Consider the following 21,802-nt stretch of genomic DNA (forward strand, 5'->3'; position numbering starts at 1 on the left):
TCAGCGGCGGCGGGGGCAGTTTTGGCGGCGGCGGATCGTCCGGCGGCTGGTGAACACACAACAATAATGATCAGGCACTTTTCGACATGGCATTACTGACCGAACACGAACAACGCAAAGTCGCCGAGGCGATCGCCCGGGTCGAGCGCGACACCGACGCCGAACTGGTAACGGTGCTGGCGGCGCGCGCCGATGACTACGCATACATCCCGCTGCTGTGGGCCAGCCTGCTGGCGCTGCTGGTGCCGGGCATCGTTCATTACCTGACTGGCTGGCTGACCATGCGCAGCCTGTTGCTGGTGCAATGGGGGCTGTTTATCGTCCTGTGCCTGCTGTTTCGTCTGCCGAAAGTCACCACCCACCTGATCCCGCGCCGCGTGCGGCACTGGCGCGCGTCGAATCTGGCGCGGCGACAGTTTCTCGAACAGAACCTGCACCACACCGTCGGCAGCACGGGGATGCTGATCTTTGTCTGCGAGGCCGAACGTTACGTGGAGATTCTGGTGGACGAAGGGATTTCCCGGCGGCTGGACAACAAGAGCTGGGACGCGATTGTTGCCGCGTTCACCGAGCAGGTGCGGCAGGGGCGTACGCTTGAGGGGTTCATCACCTGCATCGAGGCCTGCGGTGAATTGCTCAAGGTGCATGTGCCGGTGACGCAGGTGAGGAATGAATTGCCCAATCGGTTGATTGTGTTGGCATAGATCAAAAGATCGCAGCCTGCGGCAGCTCCTGCACTGTCTTCTGTAGGAGCTGCCGCAGGCTGCGATCTTTTGATTTTTGCCGTTGGGTAAATAAGAGCGTGTCCCCAACCGCCATCCCCCCTAAAATACCCGCCATTCCCGTTTCGCCCCGCCCGAGGCTGCTTGTTCATGTCCGTTAACGCCCCATCCGCGCCGTCTGCCAAACCGGCGCCCGATCATCACGCCCAGTTCATCGAGCTGCTGCAAACCAGCCTCGAACAGAACGGCTTCATCAAACTGGTGCTGGCCAAATACGTGGGCGAAGAGGCGGAGCTGCAGCGGATCATCATCAAAGCGGTGACGGTCAAGGCGCAGCCCAACCTGTCCTTCGTTTATCGCTACAAGACCCGCGACATCACCAAGAACCTGCCGCTGAGCGAAGGCGTGGCGGTGATTGCCGAGCTGTTGCCGGCGGCGTTCAAGAATGCGCATCTGCTGACCGTGACCGACGAAGCCCAGCTCGAATACAGCAAAAAAGGCAAGTCTTCGCTGTTCAAGAGCAAACCTCAGCAATTGCGTGAAGCGCCGTCCGCCGAGCACAACCGCGAGAAAAACCGTTTTCTGGACTTGAGCCGACCGTTCCTCAAGGACCTGGGTGTGACCAACGCGCAGCATGAGCTGATCCCGGCGATGTCGCGCAAGTGGAAGCAGATCAACAAGTTCATCGAAGTCTTCAGCCACGCGCTGACCTCGTCACCGCTGGCGCTGGACAAACCGGTGCGGGTCGCGGATTTCGGTTCGGGCAAGGGCTACCTGACGTTCGCGATTCACGATTACCTGCGCAACACGCTGAAGGCCGAGGGTGAAGTCACCGGCGTCGAGCTGCGCGAGGAGATGGTCAACCTGTGCAACGCCGCCGCAGCGAAACTGGAACACCCGGGCCTGGTGTTCAAGTGCGGTGACGTGCGCAGCGTGGCGCCGAGCGAACTGGACGTGATGATTGCCTTGCATGCGTGCGACATCGCCACCGACTACGCGATCCACACCGGTATCCGCTCCGGCGCGTCGATCATCATGTGTTCACCATGCTGCCACAAACAGATCCGCCTGCAGATCCAGAGCCCGGCACTGCTCAAGCCGATGCTGCAATACGGTCTGCACCTGGGCCAACAGGCGGAAATGGTCACCGACAGCCTGCGTGCACTGTTCCTCGAAGCCTGTGGTTACGAGACCAAGGTGTTCGAGTTCATCTCACTGGAACATACCAACAAGAACAAGATGATTCTCGCGGTGAAGCGCGCCGAGCCGGTGGACCCGGCCCAACTGCTGGTGAAGATTCAGGAACTCAAGGACTTCTACAACATCAGCGAACACTGTCTGGAAACCCTGCTGCGCGCCGACGGCTTCCTCGCCTGACACCCGATACTGATCCGACACGAAACCCTGTAGGAGCTGCGGCACGCTGCGATCTTTTGATCTTAAAGGCAACATCAAAAGATCGCAGCGTGCCGCAGCTCCTACAGGGGCATGCGCTCGTCATTCGAGGGGCGGTGGTCATGCAGTGGCCGGTTGGGCAGGACGCACAGCGGTCTTGCGCCCGAGCATCACCGTCGCGATGACCCCGCAGGCAAACACCCAGGTAATCGGTTCCACATGTTCCCCAAAGAACAACGCCGAAAACGCGATGGTGAAGAAAATCTGCAGCAACTGGATCTGACTGACCCGCGCGATCCCGCCCATCGCCAGCCCGGCGTACCAGGCGAAGAAGCCGAGAAACTGCGAGAACAGCGCCACGTAGCCGAACGCCCACCAGGTCTTGGCTGACACCGCGCCATGATGCTGCAGCGCCAGGTACAACACCGGGCCGATCAGTAGCGGCGTCGACAGCACCAGCGCCCAGCAGATCACCTGCCAGCCGCCCATTTCCTTGGCCAACCGGCCACCCTCGGCATAGCCCAGACCACCCACGGCAATCGCGCCGAGCATCAACAAGTCGCCGGCCTGAATGCTGCCGGCCCCGGTGTACAACGCGTAACCGAGCACCAGCGCACTGCCCAGTGCGGCGCAGGCCCAGAAGGCTTTCGAGGGGCGTTCATGGGACAGCCACGCCGCATACAGCGCCACACACAGTGGTTGCAAACCGTTGACCAGCGCACCGTGGGACGCCGGCAAGGTTTGCATGGCCCATGCCGACAGCACCGGGAAGCCGAGAATCACCCCGGCGATCACCAGGCTCAGGCCTTTGATCTGCTGCCAGCTCGGCCACTTCTCGCGTCGCCAGAGCAACAGCGCCGCCGCCGGAATCGCCGCGAACAGTGCCCGGCCCAAGCCATTGAGCAGCGGATGCAGTTCCTGCACCACGATCCGGGTGAAGGGCAGGGTCAGGCTGAAAATCACAACCCCGAGCAGGCCGAGGGCCATGCCGGTGTTTTCGCGTGAGGACATAGGAACACCGAAATCGAAGGTGGCAGAGAACGACCTTCATCAAGCCATAAACCGTGGACTTCTGGCTGTTACAGCTAGGCAAAGACTTATCCGTACAGTTCGAGATTGCCATCGCTGGCAAGCCAGCTCCCACAGTGATGGCGTTGAGCGCCAAATCGGTGATCGCCTCAGAACCTGTGGGAGCTGGCTTGCCAGCGATGAAGTCAACTCGGTAGTAGCCGGTTGTTACCCGCCCGAACGGATAAGGTCTACCTTGAAGACTCCTGCAAGCCCATTCCCAGAGGAGTCCTCCCCATGGCCGCGAAAAAAATCCTGTTGCTGGTCGGCGATTACGTCGAAGACTACGAAGTGATGGTGCCGTTCCAGGCCCTGCAGATGGTCGGCCACACCGTGCACGCCGTGTGCCCGGACAAGGCCGCCGGCAAGACCGTGCGCACCGCGATCCATGACTTCGAAGGCGATCAGACCTACAGCGAGAAACCCGGGCACCTGTTCGCCCTCAACTTCGACTTCGCCAAGGTCGCCGAGGCCGATTACGACGCGCTGCTGATCCCCGGCGGCCGTGCGCCGGAATACCTGCGCCTGAACGATAAAGTCCTGGAACTGGTGCGCGCCTTCGACAAGGCCGGCAAGCCGATTGCCGCGGTTTGCCACGGCGCGCAACTGCTGGCGGCGGCGGGCGTTCTCGAAGGACGCGAGTGCAGCGCCTATCCGGCCTGCGCCCCGGAAGTACGGCTGGCCGGTGGCACGTTCATCGATATCCCGGTGACCGACGGCCACGTTCAAGGCAATCTGGCGACTGCGCCAGCATGGCCGGCGCATCCGAACTGGCTGGCGGGTTTCCTCGGCCTGCTCGGCACCCAAATCACCCTGTAACGAGGATTCGCCGATGTGCGAGCTCTACGTCAAGGCCGACCCGATTCTCTATGAATCCCGCTCGCGCTCACTGCGTATCTGCGGCGTGGTGACGACGCTGCGCCTGGAAAATCAGTTCTGGGACATCCTCAGCGAAATCGCCGAAGTCGATGGCATGACCACCAACCAGTTGATCGCCAAGCTGTATGAAGAGGTGATGGATTATCGCGGCGAGGTGGTGAATTTTGCTTCGTTTCTGCGGGTGAGTTGTACGCGCTATCTGAGTCAGCGGCGGGTGACAGAGCCGCAGTTGTCGGTGGTGCGAGCAGTGGTGAAACAGTCCTGACCGAGTTGACCCCATCGCGGGCAAGCCCGCTCCCACAGGTTTCTCTGGTGCTCACAAATTTTGTGATCGCTGACGAACTCTGTGGGAGCGGGCTTGCCCGCGAAGAGGCCGGTACAGGCGACAGAAGTCTTGGGCTGGTCTTTACTCTGAAGCGCGAAACCCCTCAACCGCCAAGGAGAATCGAGCATGTCCGGATGGTACGAAGTGAGCAAAAGCAGCAACGGCCAGTTCAGGTTTGTGCTGAAGGCCGCTAACGCTGAAACCATTCTCACCAGCGAGCTCTACACCACCCGCAGCGCTGCTGAAAATGGCATTGCAGCGGTGCAGACCAACAGCCCGCTGGATGAACGCTACGAGAAAAAGACCACCAAGGATGGTCATCCTTACTTCAACCTCAAGGCTGCCAACCACCAGATCATCGGCAGCAGCGAGTCCTACTCCAACGACGCCGCGTGTGCCAAAGGCATCGCCAGCGTCAAGGCCAACGGGCCGAGCAAAGTGATCAAGGACAAGACCTTGCCGGTACTCTGAATTCCCTCTCAAATTTCACACAGCTCCTGTGGGAGCGGGCTTGCCCGCGATGAGGGCCTATCATTCAGCATTGATGTTGACTGATACACCGCTATCGCTGGCAAGCCAGCTCCCACAGGTAATTGTGTGTGAGATCAACGCAGGGTCTTGAGGATTGCTTTTAGCTGAGCTTGCCCAGCTTCGCTCAACGGAAACACCGGCAACCGCGGATCACCGACTTCCAGCCCCGTCTCGCGCAATCCAGCCTTGATCGTCGCCGGCAAACCGCCCTGGAGGATGAAATCCAGCAGCGGCAACTGGCGATAGAACAGCTTGCGTGCGTGTTCCAGATCACCGGCCAGCGCAGCCGCATACAGATCCAGGTTCAACTGCGGGATCAGGTTCGGCGCGGCGGTGCACCAGCCTTTGGCCCCGGCGGCAAACGCCTCCAGCGCCAATGGGTTGCAGCCGTTGTAGAACGGCACCTGGCCTTCACCGAGCAATTGCAGCTTGTGCATGCGCTGAATGTCGCCAGTGCTCTCCTTGACCATGGTCACGTTTTCCACGCCATTGACGATGCGCAGAATCAGCTCGACCGACATGTCGGTGCCGCTGGTGGCCGGGTTGTTGTAGAGCATGATCGGCACGCCGATGCTGTCGCCGATGGCGCGGTAATGGGCGAGGATTTCCGCTTCTGTGAGCTTCCAGTAGGAGGCGGGCAACACCATTACCACATCGGCGCCGTGGGCTTCGGCGAAGCGCGCGCGGCGCACGGCTTTGGCGGTGGTCAGGTCGGACACGCTGACGATGGTCGGCACCCGTTTGGCGACGTGCTGGATGCTGAACTCGGCGACTTGATCCCATTCGGCGTCGCTCAGATAGGCGCCTTCGCCGGTGCTGCCCAGCGGGGCGATGGCGTGGACGCCGCTGTCGATCAGGCGATCGATGGATTGGCCGAGGGCCGGCAGATCGAGGCCTTCGCCGTTGGCGCTGAACGGGGTGATGGTGTAACCGATGATGCCGTGAATGTTGGACATGCGGTGTCTCCTTGAAGAGCTGAAGTCAGTTCAGGCAATCGGCGTGTTGGCGCAGGTTCTGCCGAGCGTAGTAATTGAAAGCGGCGGCGTGGCGCTTGGGTTTCGACACCCAGTCGTGGGCTTCGCGCCCCAGCGCCGGAATGATCGGTTTGATCGTACCGGCGGCCATTGCCAGCAGTTGAAGTCTGGCGGCGCGCTCGATCAGCTGGGCGATGACACAGGCCTCTTCGATCGTGCTGCCGGTCGACAGCTGGCCGTGGTGCGATAGCAGAATGGCGCGCTTGTCGCCCAGCGCACCGGCGATCAGTTCGCCTTCTTCGTTACCCACCGGCACCCCCGGCCAGCCTTCGAGAAACGCGCAGTCGTCGTACAGCGGGCACAGGTCCATGTGGGAGATTTCCAACGGCACTTCGAGCATCGACAACGCGGCAATGTGCGTCGGGTGGGTGTGGATGATGCAGTTCACGTCCGGCCGGGCGCGGTAGACCCAGCTGTGGAAACGGTTGGCCGGGTTGGCCATGCCGTGACCTTCGAGCACTTCCAGGTCTTCGTTGACCAGCAGCAGATTGCTCGCGGTGATTTCATCGAAACCCAGGCCCAGTTGCTGAGTGTAATAGGTTCCCGGTTGTGGGCCGCGAGCGGTGATTTGTCCGGCCAGACCGGAGTCGTGACTGCTCTCGAACAGGATCCGGCAGGTCAGCGCCAGCTTTTGCCGGTCAGTCCACGTATTATCCGCCAGGCTTTTTTGCATTTGGGTCAGCGCTTGCTTGACCAGTTGCTCTTTGGGTAGTGCTAATGTCTTGGCCATGTCTGTGTCCTTTGGGTGATTGCAAATGACACGAAAGAGCCTATATGACACAAAGTGTCATAAGCAAGCATGAATCGTCGCTTCCTTGATGGAATAACCGCTGCGCATGTCTATCCGTTTGAAATTATTGAGAAAAAAACTTGGGGTAACGCTTGAGGCACTGGCCGAAAAATCCGGCATGACCAAGAGTTATCTGTCGAAAGTCGAACGCGGGTTGAACACTCCGTCGATTGCGGCCGCGCTGAAATTGGCGAAGGCGCTGAACGTTAAGGTCGAGGAACTGTTCTCCGAAGACAACGTCAGCCTCGACAGCTACAGCCTGGTGCGCAGCCACGAACGCCAGTCACTGGCGGCCAACGATCAGAGCCCGGGGTATGCGGTGCTGGCGCATCAGGTCAGTGAACGCAACCTGCTGCCGTTCATCATCTACCCGCCGCGCGAATTCACCGACAAGACCTTCAAGGAGCACTTGGGCGAAGAATTTCTATTCGTCCACGAAGGGCAGGTGGAAGTGGATTTCATGAACGAGCGGGTGCTGCTGGAACGCGGCGATGCGCTGCATTTCAACGCGCAGAAGCCGCACCGGATCAGATCGGTGGGCGAGGTGCAGGCGCAGTTGCTGGTGGTGGTGCACAGCAGCGAAGAATGAGTTGGCCCCAAAAGCTTCGCGAGCAAGCTCGCTCCCACAGTAGTTCGCGTTCCAATGTGGGAGCGAGCTTGCTCGCGAAGGCGTCAGTCCGGTTACATCAAACCTCGACCGGCACTGAAAGCTTCGGATTGCCCAACGCATGCGTCTTCGCATCAAAGAACCGCAACGCAACGCTGGTCCCTTCGAACACCTTCGCGTAATGGCGCTTCTGATGCTGAATGAACGCCGCACTGCGCGGATAGATCGAGATCGCCACGCTCGCCGGTTTCGCCAGGCGCAGCGCCCGCACGATGTGCGCATCCTGCTCGCCCAGTGCATGACCGAAGATGCACAGGTTATCCGCGTGCCCCAATAACTGTTCATAACAGAACGACAGATAATCCGAACTGCGGATGGTCTTGAGCTTGTCCGCGCTCGGCCCTTCGGTGACGAACAGCGGCACGTCGTCCAGCGTCTTGATCGTGTTGTTGATCGCAAAACTGCCGAGCAGGGTGCCCTCGGTCGAGGTCAGTTTGCGCGCGGTGCCGTCCTGATTGCGCACCAGGTGCAGACCGCCGTGCAGGTACAGCAGACGCGGTTTGGCGCTGGTGCTGTCGCTCAGATCGAAACTGGCGTCGGGGCCGTTGAACAGGTCGTCGATGACCTCGCTGCGGTGCTGGATCGCCCAGTAGTTGAGCAGATCGTAATTGGTGGTGAACACCGTGTGATAACGCGCCAGCTCTTGGTTGAGCGTGGCCAGGGTCGAGGCCTGCACCAGCCGCCACGGAATGTGTACGGCGTGCACGGTATTGATTAGTGCTTCCTTGATCGCGTAATAGCGATTGCGCGGTGCCGCCGAGCTGACGGCCAGCGCTTTGTTGACCCGACTGGTGGTTTTCAGTGCACCGAGCACCTGCTCGAAGCTGCGCGTCTGCATCGCATCGAACACGCTCAGCTCCGACGGGCTCAGCGGTTTCTCTTCCACCGTGCGCGCGTTTTCGAACAGCGAGTCGTAGCCAAAGTCGTCCCACACCGCGCGGCTGGCGCCATTGCCCACCAACAGACCGCTGAAGTCAGTGGTGGCACGCAGGGCGCTCCAGTCTTCGAGGGTGGCGTCGACATCCAGAAAATCGGTCATTGCGTGGGCAGTCTCAAAACAAAGGGCGGATGGACGGCGACTTTATCACGAGCGGGCGTTGAGCCAGATCAACATCAGCCGTGACCGATCAGTCGATCCTGTGCACATCCGCCGGATCGGAGCAGTCGATTCGGCCCCAGTCAGGAGACGCGCATGAGCAGCACCTTTTTCATTCCGGCCGTAAACATCATGGGCAATGGATGCCTCGACGAGGCCATGGTTGCGATCCGCAACTATGGGTTTCGCAAGGCGCTGATCGTCACCGACGCGGGGCTGGCCAAGGCTGGCGTGGCGACCATGGTCGCCGAGAAGCTGGCGATGCAGGACATCGACTCGGTGATCTTCGATGGCGCCAGACCGAACCCGAGCATCGCCAACGTAGAATCCGGGCTGGCGCTGCTCAAGGACAGTCGCTGCGATTTCGTAGTGTCGCTGGGCGGCGGCTCGCCCCATGACTGCGCCAAGGGCATCGCCCTGTGTGCGACCAACGGCGGGCAGATCCGCGACTACGAAGGCGTCGATCAATCGAGCAAGCCGCAGTTGCCGCTGATCGCCATCAACACCACCGCCGGCACCGCCAGCGAGATGACCCGTTTCTGCATCATCACCGACGAATCGCGTCACGTGAAAATGGCCATTGTCGATCGCAACGTCACGCCGCTGCTGTCGGTCAACGACCCGGCGCTGATGGTCGCCATGCCGAAAAGCCTGACTGCCGCCACCGGCATGGACGCGCTGACCCACGCCATCGAAGCTTACGTTTCGACGGCGGCCAACCCGATCACCGATGCCTGCGCGCTGAAGGCCATGACCCTGATCAGCAACAACCTGCGCCTGGCCGTGCGGGACGGCAGCGACCTCGCGGCGCGGGAGAACATGGCTTACGCGCAGTTCCTCGCGGGCATGGCGTTCAACAATGCGTCCCTCGGTTATGTGCATGCGATGGCGCACCAGTTGGGCGGTTTCTACGATCTGCCTCACGGCGTGTGCAACGCCGTGCTGCTGCCGCATGTGCAGACCTTCAACGCGCTGGTCTGTGCCGAGCGCCTGACCGACGTCGCCCACGCCATGGGCGCGGACATTCGTGGTTTCAGTGCGGAGGAGGGCGCTCAGGCGGCGATCAATGCGATCCGTTGTTTGGCCAGGGATGTCGATATCCCCGGCGGCCTGCGCGAACTCGGCGCCAAGCTCAGCGACATCCCGGTGCTTGCCACCAACGCACTGAAAGATGCCTGCGGCCTGACCAACCCTCGGGCGGCGGATCAACGGCAGATCGAGGAGATTTTCCGCAACGCGTTTTGAGAAGCGCCGTCCTGATATGTTCAGCAGGGCTCACTGACCCCTTCGCGAGCAGGCTCGCTCCCACAGTTGAAATGCGATCACCGTGGGAGCGAGCCTGCTCGCGAAGACTGACTCGTCAACACCACAAAACCATGAGCTCTCAGATCAGCCAACCGCCGCCACATTCCTCTCGAAAACCCCACCCAACTGAATCAACACCACCCCGCCAATCAGCAACAACGCGCCCAACACCCGCGACACCGTCAGCTGTTTTTCCACCAGCCCGAACAACCCGAAGTGATCGAGCAGCATCGACGCAATCACTTGCCCGGCCAACGCCAGCGCCACAAACCCCGACGCGCCGAGTTTCGGCAGCAACATCACTGCCAGCGCCACGAAACACACACCGAACGCACCGCCAGCCCACATCCACAACGGTGCCTTGCTGATAAACCCCGGCGACGGCAGCGGCAGGCGCAACGCCAGAATCACCGGCAACAACACCAACACACTGACCAGCAACGAGGCCAGGGTTGCCCACAGCGGATGGCCGAGGTTCCGCGCCAGATTGCTGTTGATCGCACTTTGAAACGGCACCACCGCCCCGGCAAACGCTGCCAGCAGCAACAGGCCGGCCCACTGCAACGCACTCATGATCACACTCCAACAGGTTTTGCTGGACTCTAGAGTATTCGTCGCGCAGATTTAAATTCCGTTTTGTCATCCAGAACATGCACAAGATGAATGATCTGCGCCGTATCGATCTCAACCTGCTGGTGATTCTCGATGCCTTGCTCAGCGAGCAACACGTCACCCGCGCCGCCGAGCGGCTACACCTGAGTCAACCGGCGGTCAGCCATGCGCTGGCGCGCCTGCGCGACGTGCTCGGCGATCCGCTGCTGGTGCGCGCCGGTTCGACGCTGGTGCCCACGGCGCGGGCGCTGGAACTGGTCGCGCCGCTCGCCGAAGCGTTGGCCCAGGTGCAATCGCTGCTGGCGCCGAACACGTTCGATCCGGCCACCGCGCGGCGGACCTTTCGCGTGGCGATGTCCGACTACGGCGCGGCCATCATCCTGCCTGGACTGATCCGTACCTTGCGCCGCGAGGCACCGGGCATCGACCTGCAGATCAGCCACGCCAGCCGCGAAGGCATGCTCGACGGTGTGCTCAACGGCGACATCGATTTGGCCGCCGGGGTGTTCCCGGAAATGCCCAACGAATTGCGCAGCAACGTGCTGTTCGAAGAACGCTACGTCTGCCTGCTGGATCGCCGCAGCTTGCCGGCCGACGGCGTACTGGATTTGCCGACCTACCTGTCGCGCCCGCACGTGTTGCTGGAAATGCGCGGCAGCGGCACTCCGGAAATCGAACGGGCCCTGACCGCATTGCGCGAACGCCGCCGCGTCGCCATCAGCCTGCCGCACTGGAACGTCGCGCCGCAGTTGATCAGCGGCACGGATCTGATTCTCACCGTGTCGTCACGCAGCGTGCGCGACATTGATCAGCAGCAATTGATTGTGCTGCCACCACCGTTCGAGATCGCGCCGTTCACCTTTGTGCTGGCGTGGCATATGCGCCGGGTTGGGGATCAGGCGTTGAACTGGTTGAATCGCCGGATTGAGGAGGGGATAGTGCGCGGCTGAACACGTTATCAAGGAGTGGGATGTGACAGTGAAGTCTGGATGGATCGGCTGGGTGGCCCTGAGTGGGTGGTTGATGGCGGGGCAGGTGTTGGCTGATTGCGTACCAACACCGATGGCAGGAGATCTGGATCTTTCTGTCTGCAAGGAGTGGCCTGCATATCCAGGATTAACCATCAACGCCACTGCACAGTTTAAACGCGGATCCCCATCTGATGACCCTGAGGCGCTGAGTACCTACGATTTCGACTTGTCCGTTCTGGACACTGCTCAATCGAAGCCCATTGCGACGTACTACAAAGCGGCTGCATTCGTATTGGATGGCGTCAGTTTGCGAGAAATAACGCTCGATACGGCTCGCTACACACTGACTACCGATCTTCGTGCCTTTGGCGTACGTGCGTTATCCACTAACGGATCCCGGATCAATCCGATGGAGGAAAACCTGCTTTCGCTCTACGTGAAAGAGGGCGAAAAATTGCGCCCGGTATTGGATAAATTAGTGGTTTATCGGTATGGCGGCGAGTGGGATGGTGACTGCGAAGGAGAGCGATATGAGATTTCAAGAACAGTAGAAATCGCTAAAACTAGCTCTCACGGCTTTGCAGATCTGATTGTCAAAACCTTGGAGAAAGACACAACAAGTGTGGGGACGGGAGACGCATGTAAAACTGAAACCACTGACAACCAACCCGTTTTGACAACATTGCACTACGACGGAAAATCCTACGTTTTGCCAAACGGTTTCCAAGGCCTGTAACCCGCCAGCCATACACAACAGCTATCAAGGAAGAACCATGCTCAACCCCACCAGACTCCTGCTCGCCCTCGGTTTGCTGGCCATCACCACCCAGGCCCACGCAGCCTGCACCACCCAGAGTTTCGACGGCAAATCCATGTCGCGTTGCAACGTCTGGCCGGCGTTTCCGAGTCAGGCGATTTCGGTCAAATCCACCTACCTCGCCGACTCCGGTGGCGACGATGCCGGGGCGTTCGATCTGGAGCTGGCGCTCCTCAATGCGAGCAACGCCAAACCCATCGCCACTTACCATAAACCGGGCGCGTACAACTCCGATGCCGTGCGTCTGGAGGATGTACGCATCGATACGGCGCGCTACCGTTTGACGCCGGACATCCGGGCTTTTGGGCTGCGCGCGAAATTTGCGCACAATTCCCACGCTGTTCCCTACGAAAAAACCGATCTGGCGCTGTATGTGCGCGAGGGCGACGAACTGCGGCCGGTGCTCGAAGGGCTGGTGGTGTACAAGCACCACGGTGAATTCACCAGCAAGTGTGAAGGCTATAACCGAAAAATCCGCCGCACCGTCGAGATCGGGCCTGCGGTGCACCATGGTTTTGCCGATCTGATCGTCACCACCAGTGGCAGCAAAATGAAAAACACCCAATCTGGCAATCAGTGCGTATCGAAAACCACCGAGTTGAAGAAAAAGCAGGTCACCCTGACGTACGATGGCCAGCAGTACGCCGTCCCCGAAGACCTCAGAGGTTACTGATCCCGATGCTCACCGGCCTCAATCACCTGACCCTTGCCGTCAGCGACTTGCCACGCAGTCTGGCGTTCTACCGTGACGTGCTGAATCTGCGTGTAGAAGCCACGTGGGACGCCGGGGCCTATCTGTCGCTGCCGGGGCTGTGGCTGTGCCTGTCGCTGGATGCGCAGCGCGGCGGCGAGCCGTCCGTCGACTACACGCATTACGCGTTCAGCCTGGCTGAGGCGAATTTTGCGTTGTTCGTGCAAACGCTAAAAGCGGCGAACGTGCGGGAGTGGCGTGACAACCGCAGCGAAGGTGCTTCGTTCTACTTCCTTGATCCTGATGGCCACAAGCTCGAAGCGCACGTCGGCGATCTGGCCTCGCGACTGGCAGCCTGTCGCTTGAAACCGTACTCGGGGATGCGTTTTTACGACGAGTCATGATCAGGCGTCGCAGGCTGATATAGACTGGCCATCATTTGCACTGGCGACAGCAGGTTTTTCATGACTCCATCGCTGCTAATGGCCGTTCTGGCTTCTGGTTTCATTTACGGCATCACACCCGGGCCGGGCGTTCTGGCGGTGTTCGGCATCGGCGCGGCACACGGGCGTCGGGCCGGGGCGGGGTTTCTTTGCGGGCATTTGCTTGGTGATGTGGTCTGGTGCAGTACCGCGCTGATCGCCATCGTCGGCGCCCGGGAAATCGGCAGCACGGCCTTTGACGTGCTCGGCGTACTCAGCGGCTTGTACCTGTTCTGGCTTGGCTGGCGCGCAGTGCGGGCCCAACGGCGCAGCGATGATCAGCCGCAGGGCGCTGCGCGTCAGCCGTTCTGGCACGGAATCCTGTTTGGTTTGACCAATCCCAAGGCCTACCCGGTGGCGGTGGCGACGTTTACCGCGTTGCTGTCGAGTCGTGCCGAACTGCTCAACTGGTCGATGCTGCCGGCGCTGATCGCCCTGAGCTTCCTTGGCGGTTTGCTGGCCTACGCTATTCTGATCGGCGTGGTTGGCGCTCGTCGCGTACGCACGCTGTATCAGCGCCACGAGCTGATGATCACGCGTTTATGTGGCGTGATGTTTATCGGTTTTGCCATAAACGCACTGATGCACGCACTACCGGGATTGCTGCCGAACAAGGCTTGAAATTGTGTGCAGGGATGCTTGATCAAGGGCAAGGATGGTTGAACAGTGCTGCATTGTCCGGACACCCACGCTGAACCATGGAAAGCCGAAACTCCGCGCCGTTGGCGAGTTATATGGACCTGTTGCTGGATGCCGTCTGTGCGGTAGACAGGCAGGGCCGTTTCGTTTTTGTCAGTGCCGCCTGCGAGCGCATTTTCGGTTATACGCCTGACGAGTTGATCGGCCGGCCGATGATCGAACTGGTGCATCCGGCCGACCGCCAGCGCACCCTGACAGCGGCCAGTGACATCATGGGCGGTGAACCGAAACACAACTTTGAAAACCGCTACGTGCGCAAAGATGGGCGCATCGCGAACATACTGTGGTCGGCGCGCTGGTCGGAGGTCGATCAGCTGCGCATCGCCGTGGCCCGCGACATCACCGAGCGCAAGCAGGCGGAATCGCGTCAGGCTGCGCTGTATGCGATTTCCGAAGCGGCGCATGTCGCCGAAGACTTGCTGGCGCTGTTCAAACGCATTCACTTGATCATCGGTGAATGGCTGCCGGCGCTTAATTTTTCCGTGGCGCTGTACGACGAGCACTGTGCGCAGCTGAATTTCCCCTATCACGTTGATGACCACGAATTGCAGCCCGAGCAACCGGGCACCGTCACCGGGCGTTTGTGTGCGCAAGTCATCCGCAGCGGTCAGCCGATTCTGCTGACGCCCGACAACCCCGACGCCTCATCCGATTTCGCGGCGCTGGTGGCGGGGCAGGATTCACCGTGCTGGCTTGGTGTGCCGCTGAATTCGAAAAACGGCACCATCGGTGCGTTGATCGTCAAAAGCCTGCCGGGCGGCGAACGTTACACCGAACAGGACAAGGAACTGCTGCAATACGTCTGCGCTCAGGTCGCCACCGCCATCGAGCGCCAGCAACTGTACGCGCGGCTCAAGCGCATGGCGCAGTACGATCAATTGACCCAGTTGCCCAATCGCGGATTACTCAAAGACCGTCTCAAGGCTGCACTGGCCGGCGCCCGGGATGCGTCGGGAAGCATGGCGTTGCTGTACGTCGATCTGGATCGCTTCAAACAGGTCAACGACACCTTTGGCCACGCGGTCGGCGACATGCTGTTGCAAACCGTGGCGAGTCGGCTCAAGGGCTGCGTGCGCGATACCGATACCGTGGCGCGCATTGGTGGCGACGAATTCGTGGTGCTGCTGCACAGTATCCACGCCGCTGAAGACGCCGACAGCGTGGCCGAGAAAATCCGCCAGGTGCTCGTGCAACCCATGCGTCTGGACGGTCACAACCTGCATATCGAGCCAAGCATCGGCGTGGCCCGTTATCCCGAACATGGCAGCGAGGAGCAGCAACTGTTCCGGCATGCCGACCAGGCGATGTACGCCGCCAAACGCCTCAATCATCGGCTGGTTGATATCTGAACCGGTGCGCGCCGTTCGTCGCGGTGCAGGCAACTTTTCTAAACCTTTGGCAGCCCGGCAATTCTCAATCTAGGCGGGCACCTGCTCGCCAACGATCAACACCAAGAGGAAGAGAATCATGCCTAATTCAAGAAACTCCAACTCGGGAAACTTCGCCAACGATCGAACGAAGGCCTCTGAAGCCGGTCGCAAAGGTGGGAAAACCACCACCACGACAGTCGACAAAGAGCCTGCGAAAGCCGAAATGGGCCGCAAGCCAGCTCAGAAGTCGAAGTAGTCGGCGAGGTTGTTTTGATTGAGAGGCGGGGGCGCAAGCCCCCGCTTGAATTTGCAAAGATAGGAGGGCGCGACCATGAGCCGGATGGCCACCCAGATACGTCACTTAAGTGTTGCCACCCTGTTGGGTTTGTTCGCTGGCACGGCATTCGCCCAGTCGCCTGCCGACTTCATCAACGATGCGTCTGCCAAAGGCATGGCCGACATTGAAGCCAGCCGCTTGGCGCACCAGAAATCCGAATCCAAAGAGGTCAAGGATTACACCATCGTGGTGATCAATGACCGCACCACGGCCAACCAGCATCTGGCGAAGATCGCCAAGAAACTCGATTTGCCGGTCGCACCCCGTGAAGAAATCGCCGACAAGGCCAAGAGCATGATCCCGCAGGTCAAGGACGGTGAAACCTTTGACCAGGCCTACGCCGCCAGTCAGGTGAAAGCGACCGAAGAGGCCATCCAGCAGATCCAGCAGGAAGCGCAGTCGACCGATGTGCCGGAAATCAAGGCTTTTGCCGACGAGACACTGCCAAAACTGCAAAGCCATCTGCAAATGGCCCGGGCGCTGCAAGCCAGCCGCTGATACCGCCTGTAAAGCAAAAAGATCGCAGCCTGCGGCAGCTCCTGCATAGAACGGTGCGGGAGCTGCCGCAGGCTGCGATCTTTTGCTTTTTTAACTGTATTTAGCAGTCATTCAAATCCTGCTTCGGCTTGCTCTTCTCCCCCAGACCCTCAAGATCGAACACCTCGCTTTCCCCCAGGCTGCGGTAATGCTTGCGCAACGCCTCGAGTTGTTTGAGATCCAGCGACTCCAGCCCGAGCATCGCGTTCTGCGCCTCCTTGTTCACCCGCAATAACTCATCAAGCTTCAGATGCAGGATGTCGGTATCACGGTTCTGCGTGTTCTGGATCAGGAACACCATCAGAAAGGTGATGATCGTGGTCGAGGTGTTGATGATCAGTTGCCAGGTGTCATTGAAATCAAAAATCGGCCCGCTCAACCCCCACAGAAAAATCAGGATCAACGCGCCCATGAACGTTTTCGGGCTGCCGGCCCAAAGGGCCAGGGTCTGGGAGATTTTGGCGAATTTCATTGCGATGTTCCTTATTGGGAGAGCATGAATTTCAGACATCCGGGATGCGATGAAAATTCTACTTACAATTGAAACCTGCCAATCATTGCGAGCAACCAGACACTCTTGGCAATAAGCCTCCCTGGAACTGTCCGCAGCACTGCCTGTATGGTGACGAACCGCTGGAATGTCCCGACAGGAGAACGCAATGAGTTGGTCCGCCAGACAATACGTCGCTTTTGAAGATGAACGCACCCGCCCGGCCCGAGATCTGCTGGCGGCGATTCCCACGGATCAGGCGCGATCGGTGGTCGATATCGGTTGTGGCCCGGGTAACTCCACCGAGCTGCTGGTGCAGCGTTTTGCGCAGGCGCAGGTCCGGGGACTGGACAGCTCGCCGGACATGATTGACGCGGCGCGCAAGCGCTTGCCTGACGTGCAGTTCGAAATCGCGGAAATCGATAGCTGGGCGGATCAAGGGCCGTTCGATGTGATCTTCGCCAATGCCGTGCTGCAATGGGTGCCGGATCACGCGACGTTGCTGCCGGCGTTGGCGGGTAAGCTGTCGGACGGAGGCAGTCTGGCGATCCAGATGCCGGACAACCTCAACGAGCCTTCCCATCGGCTGATGCGCGAAGTCGCCGCCAATGGCCCATGGGCCGCCAAACTGGCTGGCGCCGCCGGGCAACGCACCGACATGGCGAGTGCCAGCGATTACTTCTCGATGTTGCGTCCACACTGTTCGCGGGTAGATGTGTGGCGCACCACCTATCACCATCAACTCGCAGACGGCGCGGCGGGTGTGGTGGAGTGGTTCAAGGGCAGTGGTTTGATTCCGTTCTTGAACCCGCTGACTGAAGAGGAGCGGGCGCAATACCTGCAGCAGTATCTGGCGGCGGTGGCCAAGGCTTATCCGGCGTTGCCGGATGGCTCGGTACTGTTGCCGTTTCCGCGGTTGTTTATCGTCGCGACTCGCTGAAGCCAGCCTTCAGCCACCTGTAGTGAGGGGATTTATCCCCGATGGACTGCGCAGCAGGCCCTTTAAGCGGGTGCTGCGCACCCATCGGGGATAAATCCCCTCGCCACATATTGTTTGTACAGATCAGATCAGCGCTGCACCGCCACCAACATCATCATCGGCCGCTCCCGCTCTTCAGCCAGCGCCGGTTGCGCCGCCACCTGCGCATCGCTCGGCCCCCATTCGTTGACATGGCGAATGGCAAAGCCCGCCGCGATCAACGCATTCAACAGCGTGCCCATCGTGCGGTGCTGCTTGATTACCCCTTCGGCCAGCCAGTGGGTCACCCGCTCGCCTTCCATCTGATAACTGTCCAGCGGCCAGCGCTTGTGGCCATCGCTGTCGACCAGCCAGCCTGGATTGCGCGGCGCCATGAAGATCGGATGCTCGATGGAGAACACAAAATGCGAACCCGGTTTCAGCGCCGCGTACAGATGAGCGAACAGCCCTGGCAGATCCTTGATGTAGTGCAGTGCCAGCGAACTGTAGGCCAGATCGAAACGGCAGACCGGCAGGTCGAGATGCTCAAGGTCGGCGCGCTCATAGCGGATGTTCGCCGCCGCAGTGGTCTCTCGCGCGCGCTCGAGCATCTTTTCCGAGACATCCAGCCCCAGCACCTGAGCGGCGCCGTGCTCACTGGCCCAGCGGCTGAACCAGCCATAGCCGCAGCCGAGGTCGACCACATTCAAGTCGTGCATCGATGGCAGCAACGCTTTGAGCGCCGGCCATTCCGGCGCGGCATCGAGACCGCCGATGGAGCGGTTCATCTGGCTATAACCCTGGAAAAAATCAGGATCGTCGTAAATATTTTGCGTCATGGGGAAATACTCTTTTGAGTTCGGTCATCAGCGGCACAGGGGCCGCGCCATGGAGTCCCTCGAAAGTCAAAACGCGTATTCGTCGATGGCCGCGCAGGGGAGGGTGGTGGGTGATGGGGAAATGCTAGCGGAGGGCCGGATTTGTATTCAACCTTGCTGCAAGACCTTCAACGCTGCCGAGGCCAGAAACCCCGAACGACTTTTTTCTTCCGGGTGATGAAGCACATATTCATCAATGCGGTTGAGCAGATAGCCGGGCAGTGTGATGTTGAGTTTCTGCGCCTTGCCCAGGTATTTGGTAACGTCGATATCAACCACAGCCCAGGCACAGCCGGCGTACTGCGGATTCGCTACGTGCACGCCAAGCTTGCTGGCTGGCGGGATCGGCGCACCGTCCTCTGCCAGAATTTCGAAATGACCCTCAATGGCTTCGCGAGCCATCGCGACGGCATCATCCAGATCATCCCCGGCAGAAAAACAGCCGGGAATATCCGGCACTTCCACTCCCCAGGCATGTTCTTCATCACCTATTGAAATTGCGATCGGGTAAAGCATGTTCGTGGACCTCCTGGACGCTGTCGGTGGCGTGAGTCAAAGCAGCGCCTGTTTCAAAATGCTGATGGCCGTTTTTTTAAGCAGATCCTTCTTTGGATGCGGCACCGTCACCAGACCAGGTTTGATGGGATGTTTGAAGTGATGATGACTGCCCTTGACCCGCACCAGATACCAACCGTCTGCGACGAGTTGACCGATTAAAAAGCGGCTATTCACAACACCTCCTTGTGGTGTGCTTGGTGGGTACTATAACTACTGATTTTTTTTGATCAACACTATAACCACCGAGCGGTCATCGTCTTTTAATTGGCTCGCTGGCAAGGTCCAGTCTAGGCTGGGGCTTCGCGTTGGAATGATGGGTGTGTTGCAGGCCTTTACGGGGCAATGCGGACAAATCCCGGACACAAAAAAACCGGCCCTGTAGGCCGGTTTTTTCTGTTCCTGCATCCCCCGTCATAACCACGACGTGAGACCTGATTGAGTGGAGCGGGTAGAGGGAATCGAACCCTCAACTAAAGCTTGGGAAGCTTTCGTTTTGCCACTAAACTATACCCGCTCAGAGCGGCTGACTTTGTACCAGAGTTGGGCGCGAATTTGAAGTTTTTCTTTTCCTCGCAGCGCGTTACAGCATTGAAAACGGTCATTCGCGGGCAAATCTGCAGGGCCATCGATACTGGTTTTTCAGCCCCACAGACCCGCTCGCGACGACACTTTTTCAAATGGCCAGTGCATGGTGATCCTGAACGAACGCATAACGCGTTCGGCTCGTCTGCTGTGACGGTTTCAGGAAGCCGAGCAGGGCGTTCTGGCTATCGCGGCACGCAGCTTTGTGTTCCATGTCGAGGAAGTGGCCGGTGGCCTGCAGCGTGGTGAAGGTGCTGTACGCCACGTGGTTGCCGAACAGTCGGGCGTCTTCGGCGGCGGTGTATTCATCCCATTCGCCGTTGAGGAACAGCACCGGCACGTTGATTTTCTTCGCTGCGTTCAGATAGCACTGACGATCACTGTGCAACACGTCGTTGATGTGAAAGTGCATCTGCCCGTATTCGTGCTCGGCCAGGCTGCTGACGTGGCGATAGTTGAAGCGCTTGAACAGTGACGGCAGGTGTTTGCCAATCGTGTTGTTGACCAGGTGCCCGACCCGATCACCATCGCGCTGGCCGAGGTAGTCGACACCGCGCTCCAGGTAATCAAGCATGTGTGCGTTGATCACTGGCGAGAACGAGCTGATCACGGCTTTTTCGATGCGCCGAGGCTGATGGGCGAGGGCGACCATTGTCGCGGCGCCGCCCCAGGAAAACGACAGCACGTGTTCGGCACCGAAATGATCGATCAGCTCCAGCAGGATCTGCCCTTCGACTTCCTTGGTCAGATGTTTCTCGTGACGGTTGTGGATTTTCGACCTGCCCGCGTAGGGCTGGTCATAGCAAACCACGTTGAATTGCGGGTGCAGATTTTTCACGGTTTGAGCAAACGACGCAGTCGTGGCCATCGAGCCGTTGACCAGGATGATGGTCTTTTCTGCGGCGTCTGCGCGATAGAACTCCGTGTAAACCCGATACTGACCCTGTATATCCAGCACAGCGATTTCTGGCCTCATGTCATAAGACTCCTGGCAAGCAAGCGGGTATGCGCGCAAATAGAGATTGCACGAGCTTTGTGACAGGTAGGCATACGCCTGGAATTTGCTTGGCCCATGTCGATCCATGACTGCGGTCGACGGGTGTTGTTATTGGCGGGCAGTCTGCCGGCTGAGGCGCAACCCGGAGGGCTGACGACCGGCAAAAAGTTTCTTGGATGTATGTTGTGACTCGTCGGTCACAATTTGGCCGACGTCCTGATTCAAGCAGTGGGATGGGGATCGCGCAAGTGCCGTTGGTAAATTGTTCGACAACTTCTGCTGAGCGGTCGCCGGCTTAGAACAAATGAATCTCTTCGGTGCGCAAAGCGCGGTATTCGCCCGGTTTTAGCGCGTGATCCAGCGCCAGCGGGCCCATGGATTCGCGGTGCAGGCGCAGCACTTTGTTGTTGAAGTGACCGAACATGCGCTTCACCTGATGGTAGCGACCTTCGACGATGCTCAGCCGCGCAGCTCGTGGGCCGAGCACTTCCAGCTGCGCCGGTTGGGTGGTCAAGTCTTCGAAGGCGAAATAGACCCCCTCGGCGAACTTGATCGCATATCCCGGGCCGATTTCCTGTTCGGTCTCGACGTAATAGACCTTTGGCAGTTTGGTCTGTGGCTGGGTCAGACGCCGTGACCAGCTGCCATCGTTGGTGATCAGCATCAGCCCGGTGGTGTTGAAGTCCAGACGCCCGGCGATATGCAGGTCGTCCTTGTCCGGTTCATGGATCAGATCGAGCACGGTCGGGTGCTGCGGATCGCGGGTCGCACTGACGCAGCCAGGCGGTTTGTGCAGCATGAAGTAGCGCGCCGGTTTACCGCTTTGCAGCACTTCGTTGTCGACTTCGACGCGGCTGAATTCCAGGACTTCGCTGTGGGGATCGCTGACGACTTTTCCGTCAATGCGCACGCGCTTTTCCACCAGCAACAGGCGAACCTGCTTGCGGTTGAAGCGGGGCAGGTTACTGAGGAAACGGTCGACGCGCATGGTCAGAAATCGGCAGGTAGCGG

At 59.5% G+C, this 21,802-nt stretch carries 27 protein-coding genes and 1 tRNA gene; 16 read left to right on the top strand and 12 right to left on the bottom strand.

Annotation, left to right across the window (positions count from 1 at the left end):
• Window positions 1–86 precede the first annotated feature (86 nt).
• The gene (locus tag L6D63_RS25305; protein ID WP_047292199.1) at window positions 87–704 is read left to right on the top strand and encodes a TPM domain-containing protein; all 618 of its coding nucleotides are present in this window, start codon (window positions 87–89) and stop codon (window positions 702–704) included.
• 168 nt (window positions 705–872) lie between these two features.
• The gene (locus L6D63_RS25310; protein WP_131669927.1) at window positions 873–2,099 is read left to right on the top strand and encodes a class I SAM-dependent methyltransferase; all 1,227 of its coding nucleotides are present in this window, start codon (window positions 873–875) and stop codon (window positions 2,097–2,099) included.
• A gap of 138 nt (window positions 2,100–2,237) precedes the next feature.
• On the opposite strand, the gene L6D63_RS25315 is transcribed toward L6D63_RS25310, so the two are convergent.
• Window positions 2,238–3,128, bottom strand: coding sequence for a DMT family transporter (locus L6D63_RS25315; RefSeq protein WP_131669928.1), 891 nt, complete (start codon window positions 3,126–3,128; stop codon window positions 2,238–2,240).
• Window positions 3,129–3,422: 294 nt separating this feature from the next.
• Between L6D63_RS25315 and L6D63_RS25320 the strand changes: the two genes are divergently transcribed.
• The 3 genes from L6D63_RS25320 to L6D63_RS25330 all read left to right on the top strand — a co-directional run bounded on the left by L6D63_RS25320 (window position 3,423) and on the right by L6D63_RS25330 (window position 4,860).
• Complete coding sequence (locus L6D63_RS25320) at window positions 3,423–4,004, top strand: DJ-1/PfpI family protein (RefSeq protein ID WP_182403013.1); 582 nt, start codon at window positions 3,423–3,425, stop codon at window positions 4,002–4,004.
• 13 nt (window positions 4,005–4,017) lie between these two features.
• Entirely contained in the window at window positions 4,018–4,329 is a 312-nt protein-coding gene (locus L6D63_RS25325) for a ribbon-helix-helix domain-containing protein (RefSeq protein WP_041070458.1), read from the top strand.
• Window positions 4,330–4,515: 186 nt separating this feature from the next.
• Window positions 4,516–4,860, top strand: a complete 345-nt coding sequence (locus L6D63_RS25330; RefSeq protein ID WP_047292211.1) for a YegP family protein — start codon at window positions 4,516–4,518, stop codon at window positions 4,858–4,860.
• Window positions 4,861–4,994: 134 nt separating this feature from the next.
• Here L6D63_RS25330 and L6D63_RS25335 read toward each other — a convergent pair whose 3' ends face one another.
• Together L6D63_RS25335 and L6D63_RS25340 are read right to left on the bottom strand one after the other, a co-directional pair.
• Window positions 4,995–5,876 (bottom strand): dihydrodipicolinate synthase family protein, encoded by an 882-nt coding sequence (locus tag L6D63_RS25335; RefSeq protein ID WP_047292213.1) that lies wholly within the window; start codon window positions 5,874–5,876, stop codon window positions 4,995–4,997.
• Between the two features lie 25 nt (window positions 5,877–5,901).
• Window positions 5,902–6,684, bottom strand: a complete 783-nt coding sequence (locus L6D63_RS25340) for an aldolase (protein ID WP_131669930.1) — start codon at window positions 6,682–6,684, stop codon at window positions 5,902–5,904.
• Between the two features lie 106 nt (window positions 6,685–6,790).
• On the opposite strand from L6D63_RS25340, the gene L6D63_RS25345 reads away from it, so the two are divergent.
• Complete coding sequence (locus L6D63_RS25345; protein WP_027614428.1) at window positions 6,791–7,333, top strand: helix-turn-helix domain-containing protein; 543 nt, start codon at window positions 6,791–6,793, stop codon at window positions 7,331–7,333.
• A 97-nt stretch (window positions 7,334–7,430) separates the two neighbouring features.
• On the opposite strand, the gene L6D63_RS25350 is transcribed toward L6D63_RS25345, so the two are convergent.
• A complete protein-coding gene (locus L6D63_RS25350; RefSeq protein WP_047292218.1) occupies window positions 7,431–8,450 on the bottom strand; it encodes a DUF4917 family protein in 1,020 nt (339 codons plus the stop codon).
• A 153-nt stretch (window positions 8,451–8,603) separates the two neighbouring features.
• On the opposite strand from L6D63_RS25350, the gene yiaY reads away from it, so the two are divergent.
• Entirely contained in the window at window positions 8,604–9,752 is a 1,149-nt protein-coding gene (gene yiaY, locus L6D63_RS25355; protein WP_131669932.1) for an L-threonine dehydrogenase, read from the top strand.
• 144 nt (window positions 9,753–9,896) lie between these two features.
• On the opposite strand, the gene L6D63_RS25360 is transcribed toward yiaY, so the two are convergent.
• On the bottom strand, window positions 9,897–10,385 hold the full coding sequence (locus L6D63_RS25360; RefSeq protein ID WP_131669933.1) for a DMT family transporter: 489 nt from the start codon (window positions 10,383–10,385) through the stop codon (window positions 9,897–9,899).
• A gap of 77 nt (window positions 10,386–10,462) precedes the next feature.
• Between L6D63_RS25360 and L6D63_RS25365 the strand changes: the two genes are divergently transcribed.
• The 8 genes from L6D63_RS25365 to L6D63_RS25400 all read left to right on the top strand — a co-directional run bounded on the left by L6D63_RS25365 (window position 10,463) and on the right by L6D63_RS25400 (window position 16,289).
• Complete coding sequence (locus L6D63_RS25365; protein ID WP_236170451.1) at window positions 10,463–11,374, top strand: LysR substrate-binding domain-containing protein; 912 nt, start codon at window positions 10,463–10,465, stop codon at window positions 11,372–11,374.
• A gap of 22 nt (window positions 11,375–11,396) precedes the next feature.
• Complete coding sequence (locus L6D63_RS25370) at window positions 11,397–12,131, top strand: PA3715 family protein (protein WP_095667310.1); 735 nt, start codon at window positions 11,397–11,399, stop codon at window positions 12,129–12,131.
• 37 nt (window positions 12,132–12,168) lie between these two features.
• Window positions 12,169–12,885, top strand: coding sequence for a PA3715 family protein (locus L6D63_RS25375; protein WP_131669935.1), 717 nt, complete (start codon window positions 12,169–12,171; stop codon window positions 12,883–12,885).
• A 5-nt stretch (window positions 12,886–12,890) separates the two neighbouring features.
• Window positions 12,891–13,307, top strand: a complete 417-nt coding sequence (gene fos / locus L6D63_RS25380) for a fosfomycin resistance glutathione transferase (protein WP_131669936.1) — start codon at window positions 12,891–12,893, stop codon at window positions 13,305–13,307.
• Between the two features lie 60 nt (window positions 13,308–13,367).
• Window positions 13,368–14,006, top strand: coding sequence for a LysE family translocator (locus tag L6D63_RS25385; RefSeq protein ID WP_047292229.1), 639 nt, complete (start codon window positions 13,368–13,370; stop codon window positions 14,004–14,006).
• Between the two features lie 77 nt (window positions 14,007–14,083).
• Window positions 14,084–15,433: a sensor domain-containing protein gene (locus tag L6D63_RS25390; RefSeq protein WP_131669938.1), complete on the top strand. Its 1,350-nt coding sequence runs from the start codon at window positions 14,084–14,086 to the stop codon at window positions 15,431–15,433.
• 118 nt (window positions 15,434–15,551) lie between these two features.
• Window positions 15,552–15,710: a KGG domain-containing protein gene (locus L6D63_RS25395; RefSeq protein WP_080963245.1), complete on the top strand. Its 159-nt coding sequence runs from the start codon at window positions 15,552–15,554 to the stop codon at window positions 15,708–15,710.
• Between the two features lie 75 nt (window positions 15,711–15,785).
• The gene (locus tag L6D63_RS25400; protein WP_047292232.1) at window positions 15,786–16,289 is read left to right on the top strand and encodes a DUF4142 domain-containing protein; all 504 of its coding nucleotides are present in this window, start codon (window positions 15,786–15,788) and stop codon (window positions 16,287–16,289) included.
• A gap of 100 nt (window positions 16,290–16,389) precedes the next feature.
• On the opposite strand, the gene L6D63_RS25405 is transcribed toward L6D63_RS25400, so the two are convergent.
• Complete coding sequence (locus L6D63_RS25405) at window positions 16,390–16,800, bottom strand: low affinity iron permease family protein (RefSeq protein ID WP_027614440.1); 411 nt, start codon at window positions 16,798–16,800, stop codon at window positions 16,390–16,392.
• A gap of 187 nt (window positions 16,801–16,987) precedes the next feature.
• Between L6D63_RS25405 and tam the strand changes: the two genes are divergently transcribed.
• Window positions 16,988–17,758, top strand: coding sequence for a trans-aconitate 2-methyltransferase (tam, locus tag L6D63_RS25410; protein ID WP_131669939.1), 771 nt, complete (start codon window positions 16,988–16,990; stop codon window positions 17,756–17,758).
• A 128-nt stretch (window positions 17,759–17,886) separates the two neighbouring features.
• Here the strand turns inward: tam and L6D63_RS25415 are convergent, their stop codons facing one another.
• The 6 genes from L6D63_RS25415 to L6D63_RS25440 all read right to left on the bottom strand — a co-directional run bounded on the left by L6D63_RS25415 (window position 17,887) and on the right by L6D63_RS25440 (window position 21,779).
• On the bottom strand, window positions 17,887–18,615 hold the full coding sequence (locus tag L6D63_RS25415; RefSeq protein WP_095667303.1) for a class I SAM-dependent methyltransferase: 729 nt from the start codon (window positions 18,613–18,615) through the stop codon (window positions 17,887–17,889).
• 147 nt (window positions 18,616–18,762) lie between these two features.
• Window positions 18,763–19,170, bottom strand: a complete 408-nt coding sequence (locus L6D63_RS25420) for a type II toxin-antitoxin system HicB family antitoxin (protein WP_047292246.1) — start codon at window positions 19,168–19,170, stop codon at window positions 18,763–18,765.
• 36 nt (window positions 19,171–19,206) lie between these two features.
• A complete protein-coding gene (locus L6D63_RS25425; protein ID WP_007963251.1) occupies window positions 19,207–19,386 on the bottom strand; it encodes a type II toxin-antitoxin system HicA family toxin in 180 nt (59 codons plus the stop codon).
• Window positions 19,387–19,652: 266 nt separating this feature from the next.
• Window positions 19,653–19,726 (bottom strand) — tRNA-Gly (locus tag L6D63_RS25430).
• A 159-nt stretch (window positions 19,727–19,885) separates the two neighbouring features.
• Window positions 19,886–20,770 carry an alpha/beta fold hydrolase gene (locus L6D63_RS25435; RefSeq protein ID WP_095667302.1) on the bottom strand — a complete coding sequence of 295 codons (885 nt, stop codon included), beginning with the start codon at window positions 20,768–20,770 and terminating at the stop codon, window positions 19,886–19,888.
• Between the two features lie 316 nt (window positions 20,771–21,086).
• The gene (locus L6D63_RS25440; RefSeq protein WP_131669940.1) at window positions 21,087–21,779 is read right to left on the bottom strand and encodes a pseudouridine synthase; all 693 of its coding nucleotides are present in this window, start codon (window positions 21,777–21,779) and stop codon (window positions 21,087–21,089) included.
• Between the last annotated feature and the right edge of the window lie 23 nt (window positions 21,780–21,802).

The organism is Pseudomonas parakoreensis (assembly GCF_021602155.1).
Taxonomy (GTDB): Bacteria; Pseudomonadota; Gammaproteobacteria; order Pseudomonadales; family Pseudomonadaceae; genus Aquipseudomonas; species Aquipseudomonas parakoreensis.

What these genes read in the sequence shown, in the direction of transcription:
- L6D63_RS25325 (WP_041070458.1), top strand. Translation starts at nt 4,018, where the DNA reads ATGTGCGAGCTCTACGTCAAGGCCGACCCGATTCTCTATGAATCCCGC.
- L6D63_RS25315 (WP_131669928.1), bottom strand. Translation starts at nt 3,128, where the DNA reads ATGTCCTCACGCGAAAACACCGGCATGGCCCTCGGCCTGCTCGGGGTT.
- L6D63_RS25365 (WP_236170451.1), top strand. Translation starts at nt 10,463, where the DNA reads ATGCACAAGATGAATGATCTGCGCCGTATCGATCTCAACCTGCTGGTG.
- L6D63_RS25390 (WP_131669938.1), top strand. Translation starts at nt 14,084, where the DNA reads ATGGAAAGCCGAAACTCCGCGCCGTTGGCGAGTTATATGGACCTGTTG.
- L6D63_RS25350 (WP_047292218.1), bottom strand. Translation starts at nt 8,450, where the DNA reads ATGACCGATTTTCTGGATGTCGACGCCACCCTCGAAGACTGGAGCGCC.
- L6D63_RS25305 (WP_047292199.1), top strand. Translation starts at nt 87, where the DNA reads ATGGCATTACTGACCGAACACGAACAACGCAAAGTCGCCGAGGCGATC.
- L6D63_RS25420 (WP_047292246.1), bottom strand. Translation starts at nt 19,170, where the DNA reads ATGCTTTACCCGATCGCAATTTCAATAGGTGATGAAGAACATGCCTGG.
- L6D63_RS25440 (WP_131669940.1), bottom strand. Translation starts at nt 21,779, where the DNA reads ATGCGCGTCGACCGTTTCCTCAGTAACCTGCCCCGCTTCAACCGCAAG.
- L6D63_RS25360 (WP_131669933.1), bottom strand. Translation starts at nt 10,385, where the DNA reads ATGAGTGCGTTGCAGTGGGCCGGCCTGTTGCTGCTGGCAGCGTTTGCC.
- tam (WP_131669939.1), top strand. Translation starts at nt 16,988, where the DNA reads ATGAGTTGGTCCGCCAGACAATACGTCGCTTTTGAAGATGAACGCACC.
- L6D63_RS25405 (WP_027614440.1), bottom strand. Translation starts at nt 16,800, where the DNA reads ATGAAATTCGCCAAAATCTCCCAGACCCTGGCCCTTTGGGCCGGCAGC.
- L6D63_RS25340 (WP_131669930.1), bottom strand. Translation starts at nt 6,684, where the DNA reads ATGGCCAAGACATTAGCACTACCCAAAGAGCAACTGGTCAAGCAAGCG.
- L6D63_RS25310 (WP_131669927.1), top strand. Translation starts at nt 873, where the DNA reads ATGTCCGTTAACGCCCCATCCGCGCCGTCTGCCAAACCGGCGCCCGAT.
- L6D63_RS25385 (WP_047292229.1), top strand. Translation starts at nt 13,368, where the DNA reads ATGACTCCATCGCTGCTAATGGCCGTTCTGGCTTCTGGTTTCATTTAC.
- L6D63_RS25400 (WP_047292232.1), top strand. Translation starts at nt 15,786, where the DNA reads ATGAGCCGGATGGCCACCCAGATACGTCACTTAAGTGTTGCCACCCTG.
- L6D63_RS25320 (WP_182403013.1), top strand. Translation starts at nt 3,423, where the DNA reads ATGGCCGCGAAAAAAATCCTGTTGCTGGTCGGCGATTACGTCGAAGAC.
- fos (WP_131669936.1), top strand. Translation starts at nt 12,891, where the DNA reads ATGCTCACCGGCCTCAATCACCTGACCCTTGCCGTCAGCGACTTGCCA.
- L6D63_RS25330 (WP_047292211.1), top strand. Translation starts at nt 4,516, where the DNA reads ATGTCCGGATGGTACGAAGTGAGCAAAAGCAGCAACGGCCAGTTCAGG.
- yiaY (WP_131669932.1), top strand. Translation starts at nt 8,604, where the DNA reads ATGAGCAGCACCTTTTTCATTCCGGCCGTAAACATCATGGGCAATGGA.
- L6D63_RS25335 (WP_047292213.1), bottom strand. Translation starts at nt 5,876, where the DNA reads ATGTCCAACATTCACGGCATCATCGGTTACACCATCACCCCGTTCAGC.
- L6D63_RS25395 (WP_080963245.1), top strand. Translation starts at nt 15,552, where the DNA reads ATGCCTAATTCAAGAAACTCCAACTCGGGAAACTTCGCCAACGATCGA.
- L6D63_RS25415 (WP_095667303.1), bottom strand. Translation starts at nt 18,615, where the DNA reads ATGACGCAAAATATTTACGACGATCCTGATTTTTTCCAGGGTTATAGC.
- L6D63_RS25375 (WP_131669935.1), top strand. Translation starts at nt 12,169, where the DNA reads ATGCTCAACCCCACCAGACTCCTGCTCGCCCTCGGTTTGCTGGCCATC.
- L6D63_RS25345 (WP_027614428.1), top strand. Translation starts at nt 6,791, where the DNA reads ATGTCTATCCGTTTGAAATTATTGAGAAAAAAACTTGGGGTAACGCTT.
- L6D63_RS25435 (WP_095667302.1), bottom strand. Translation starts at nt 20,770, where the DNA reads ATGAGGCCAGAAATCGCTGTGCTGGATATACAGGGTCAGTATCGGGTT.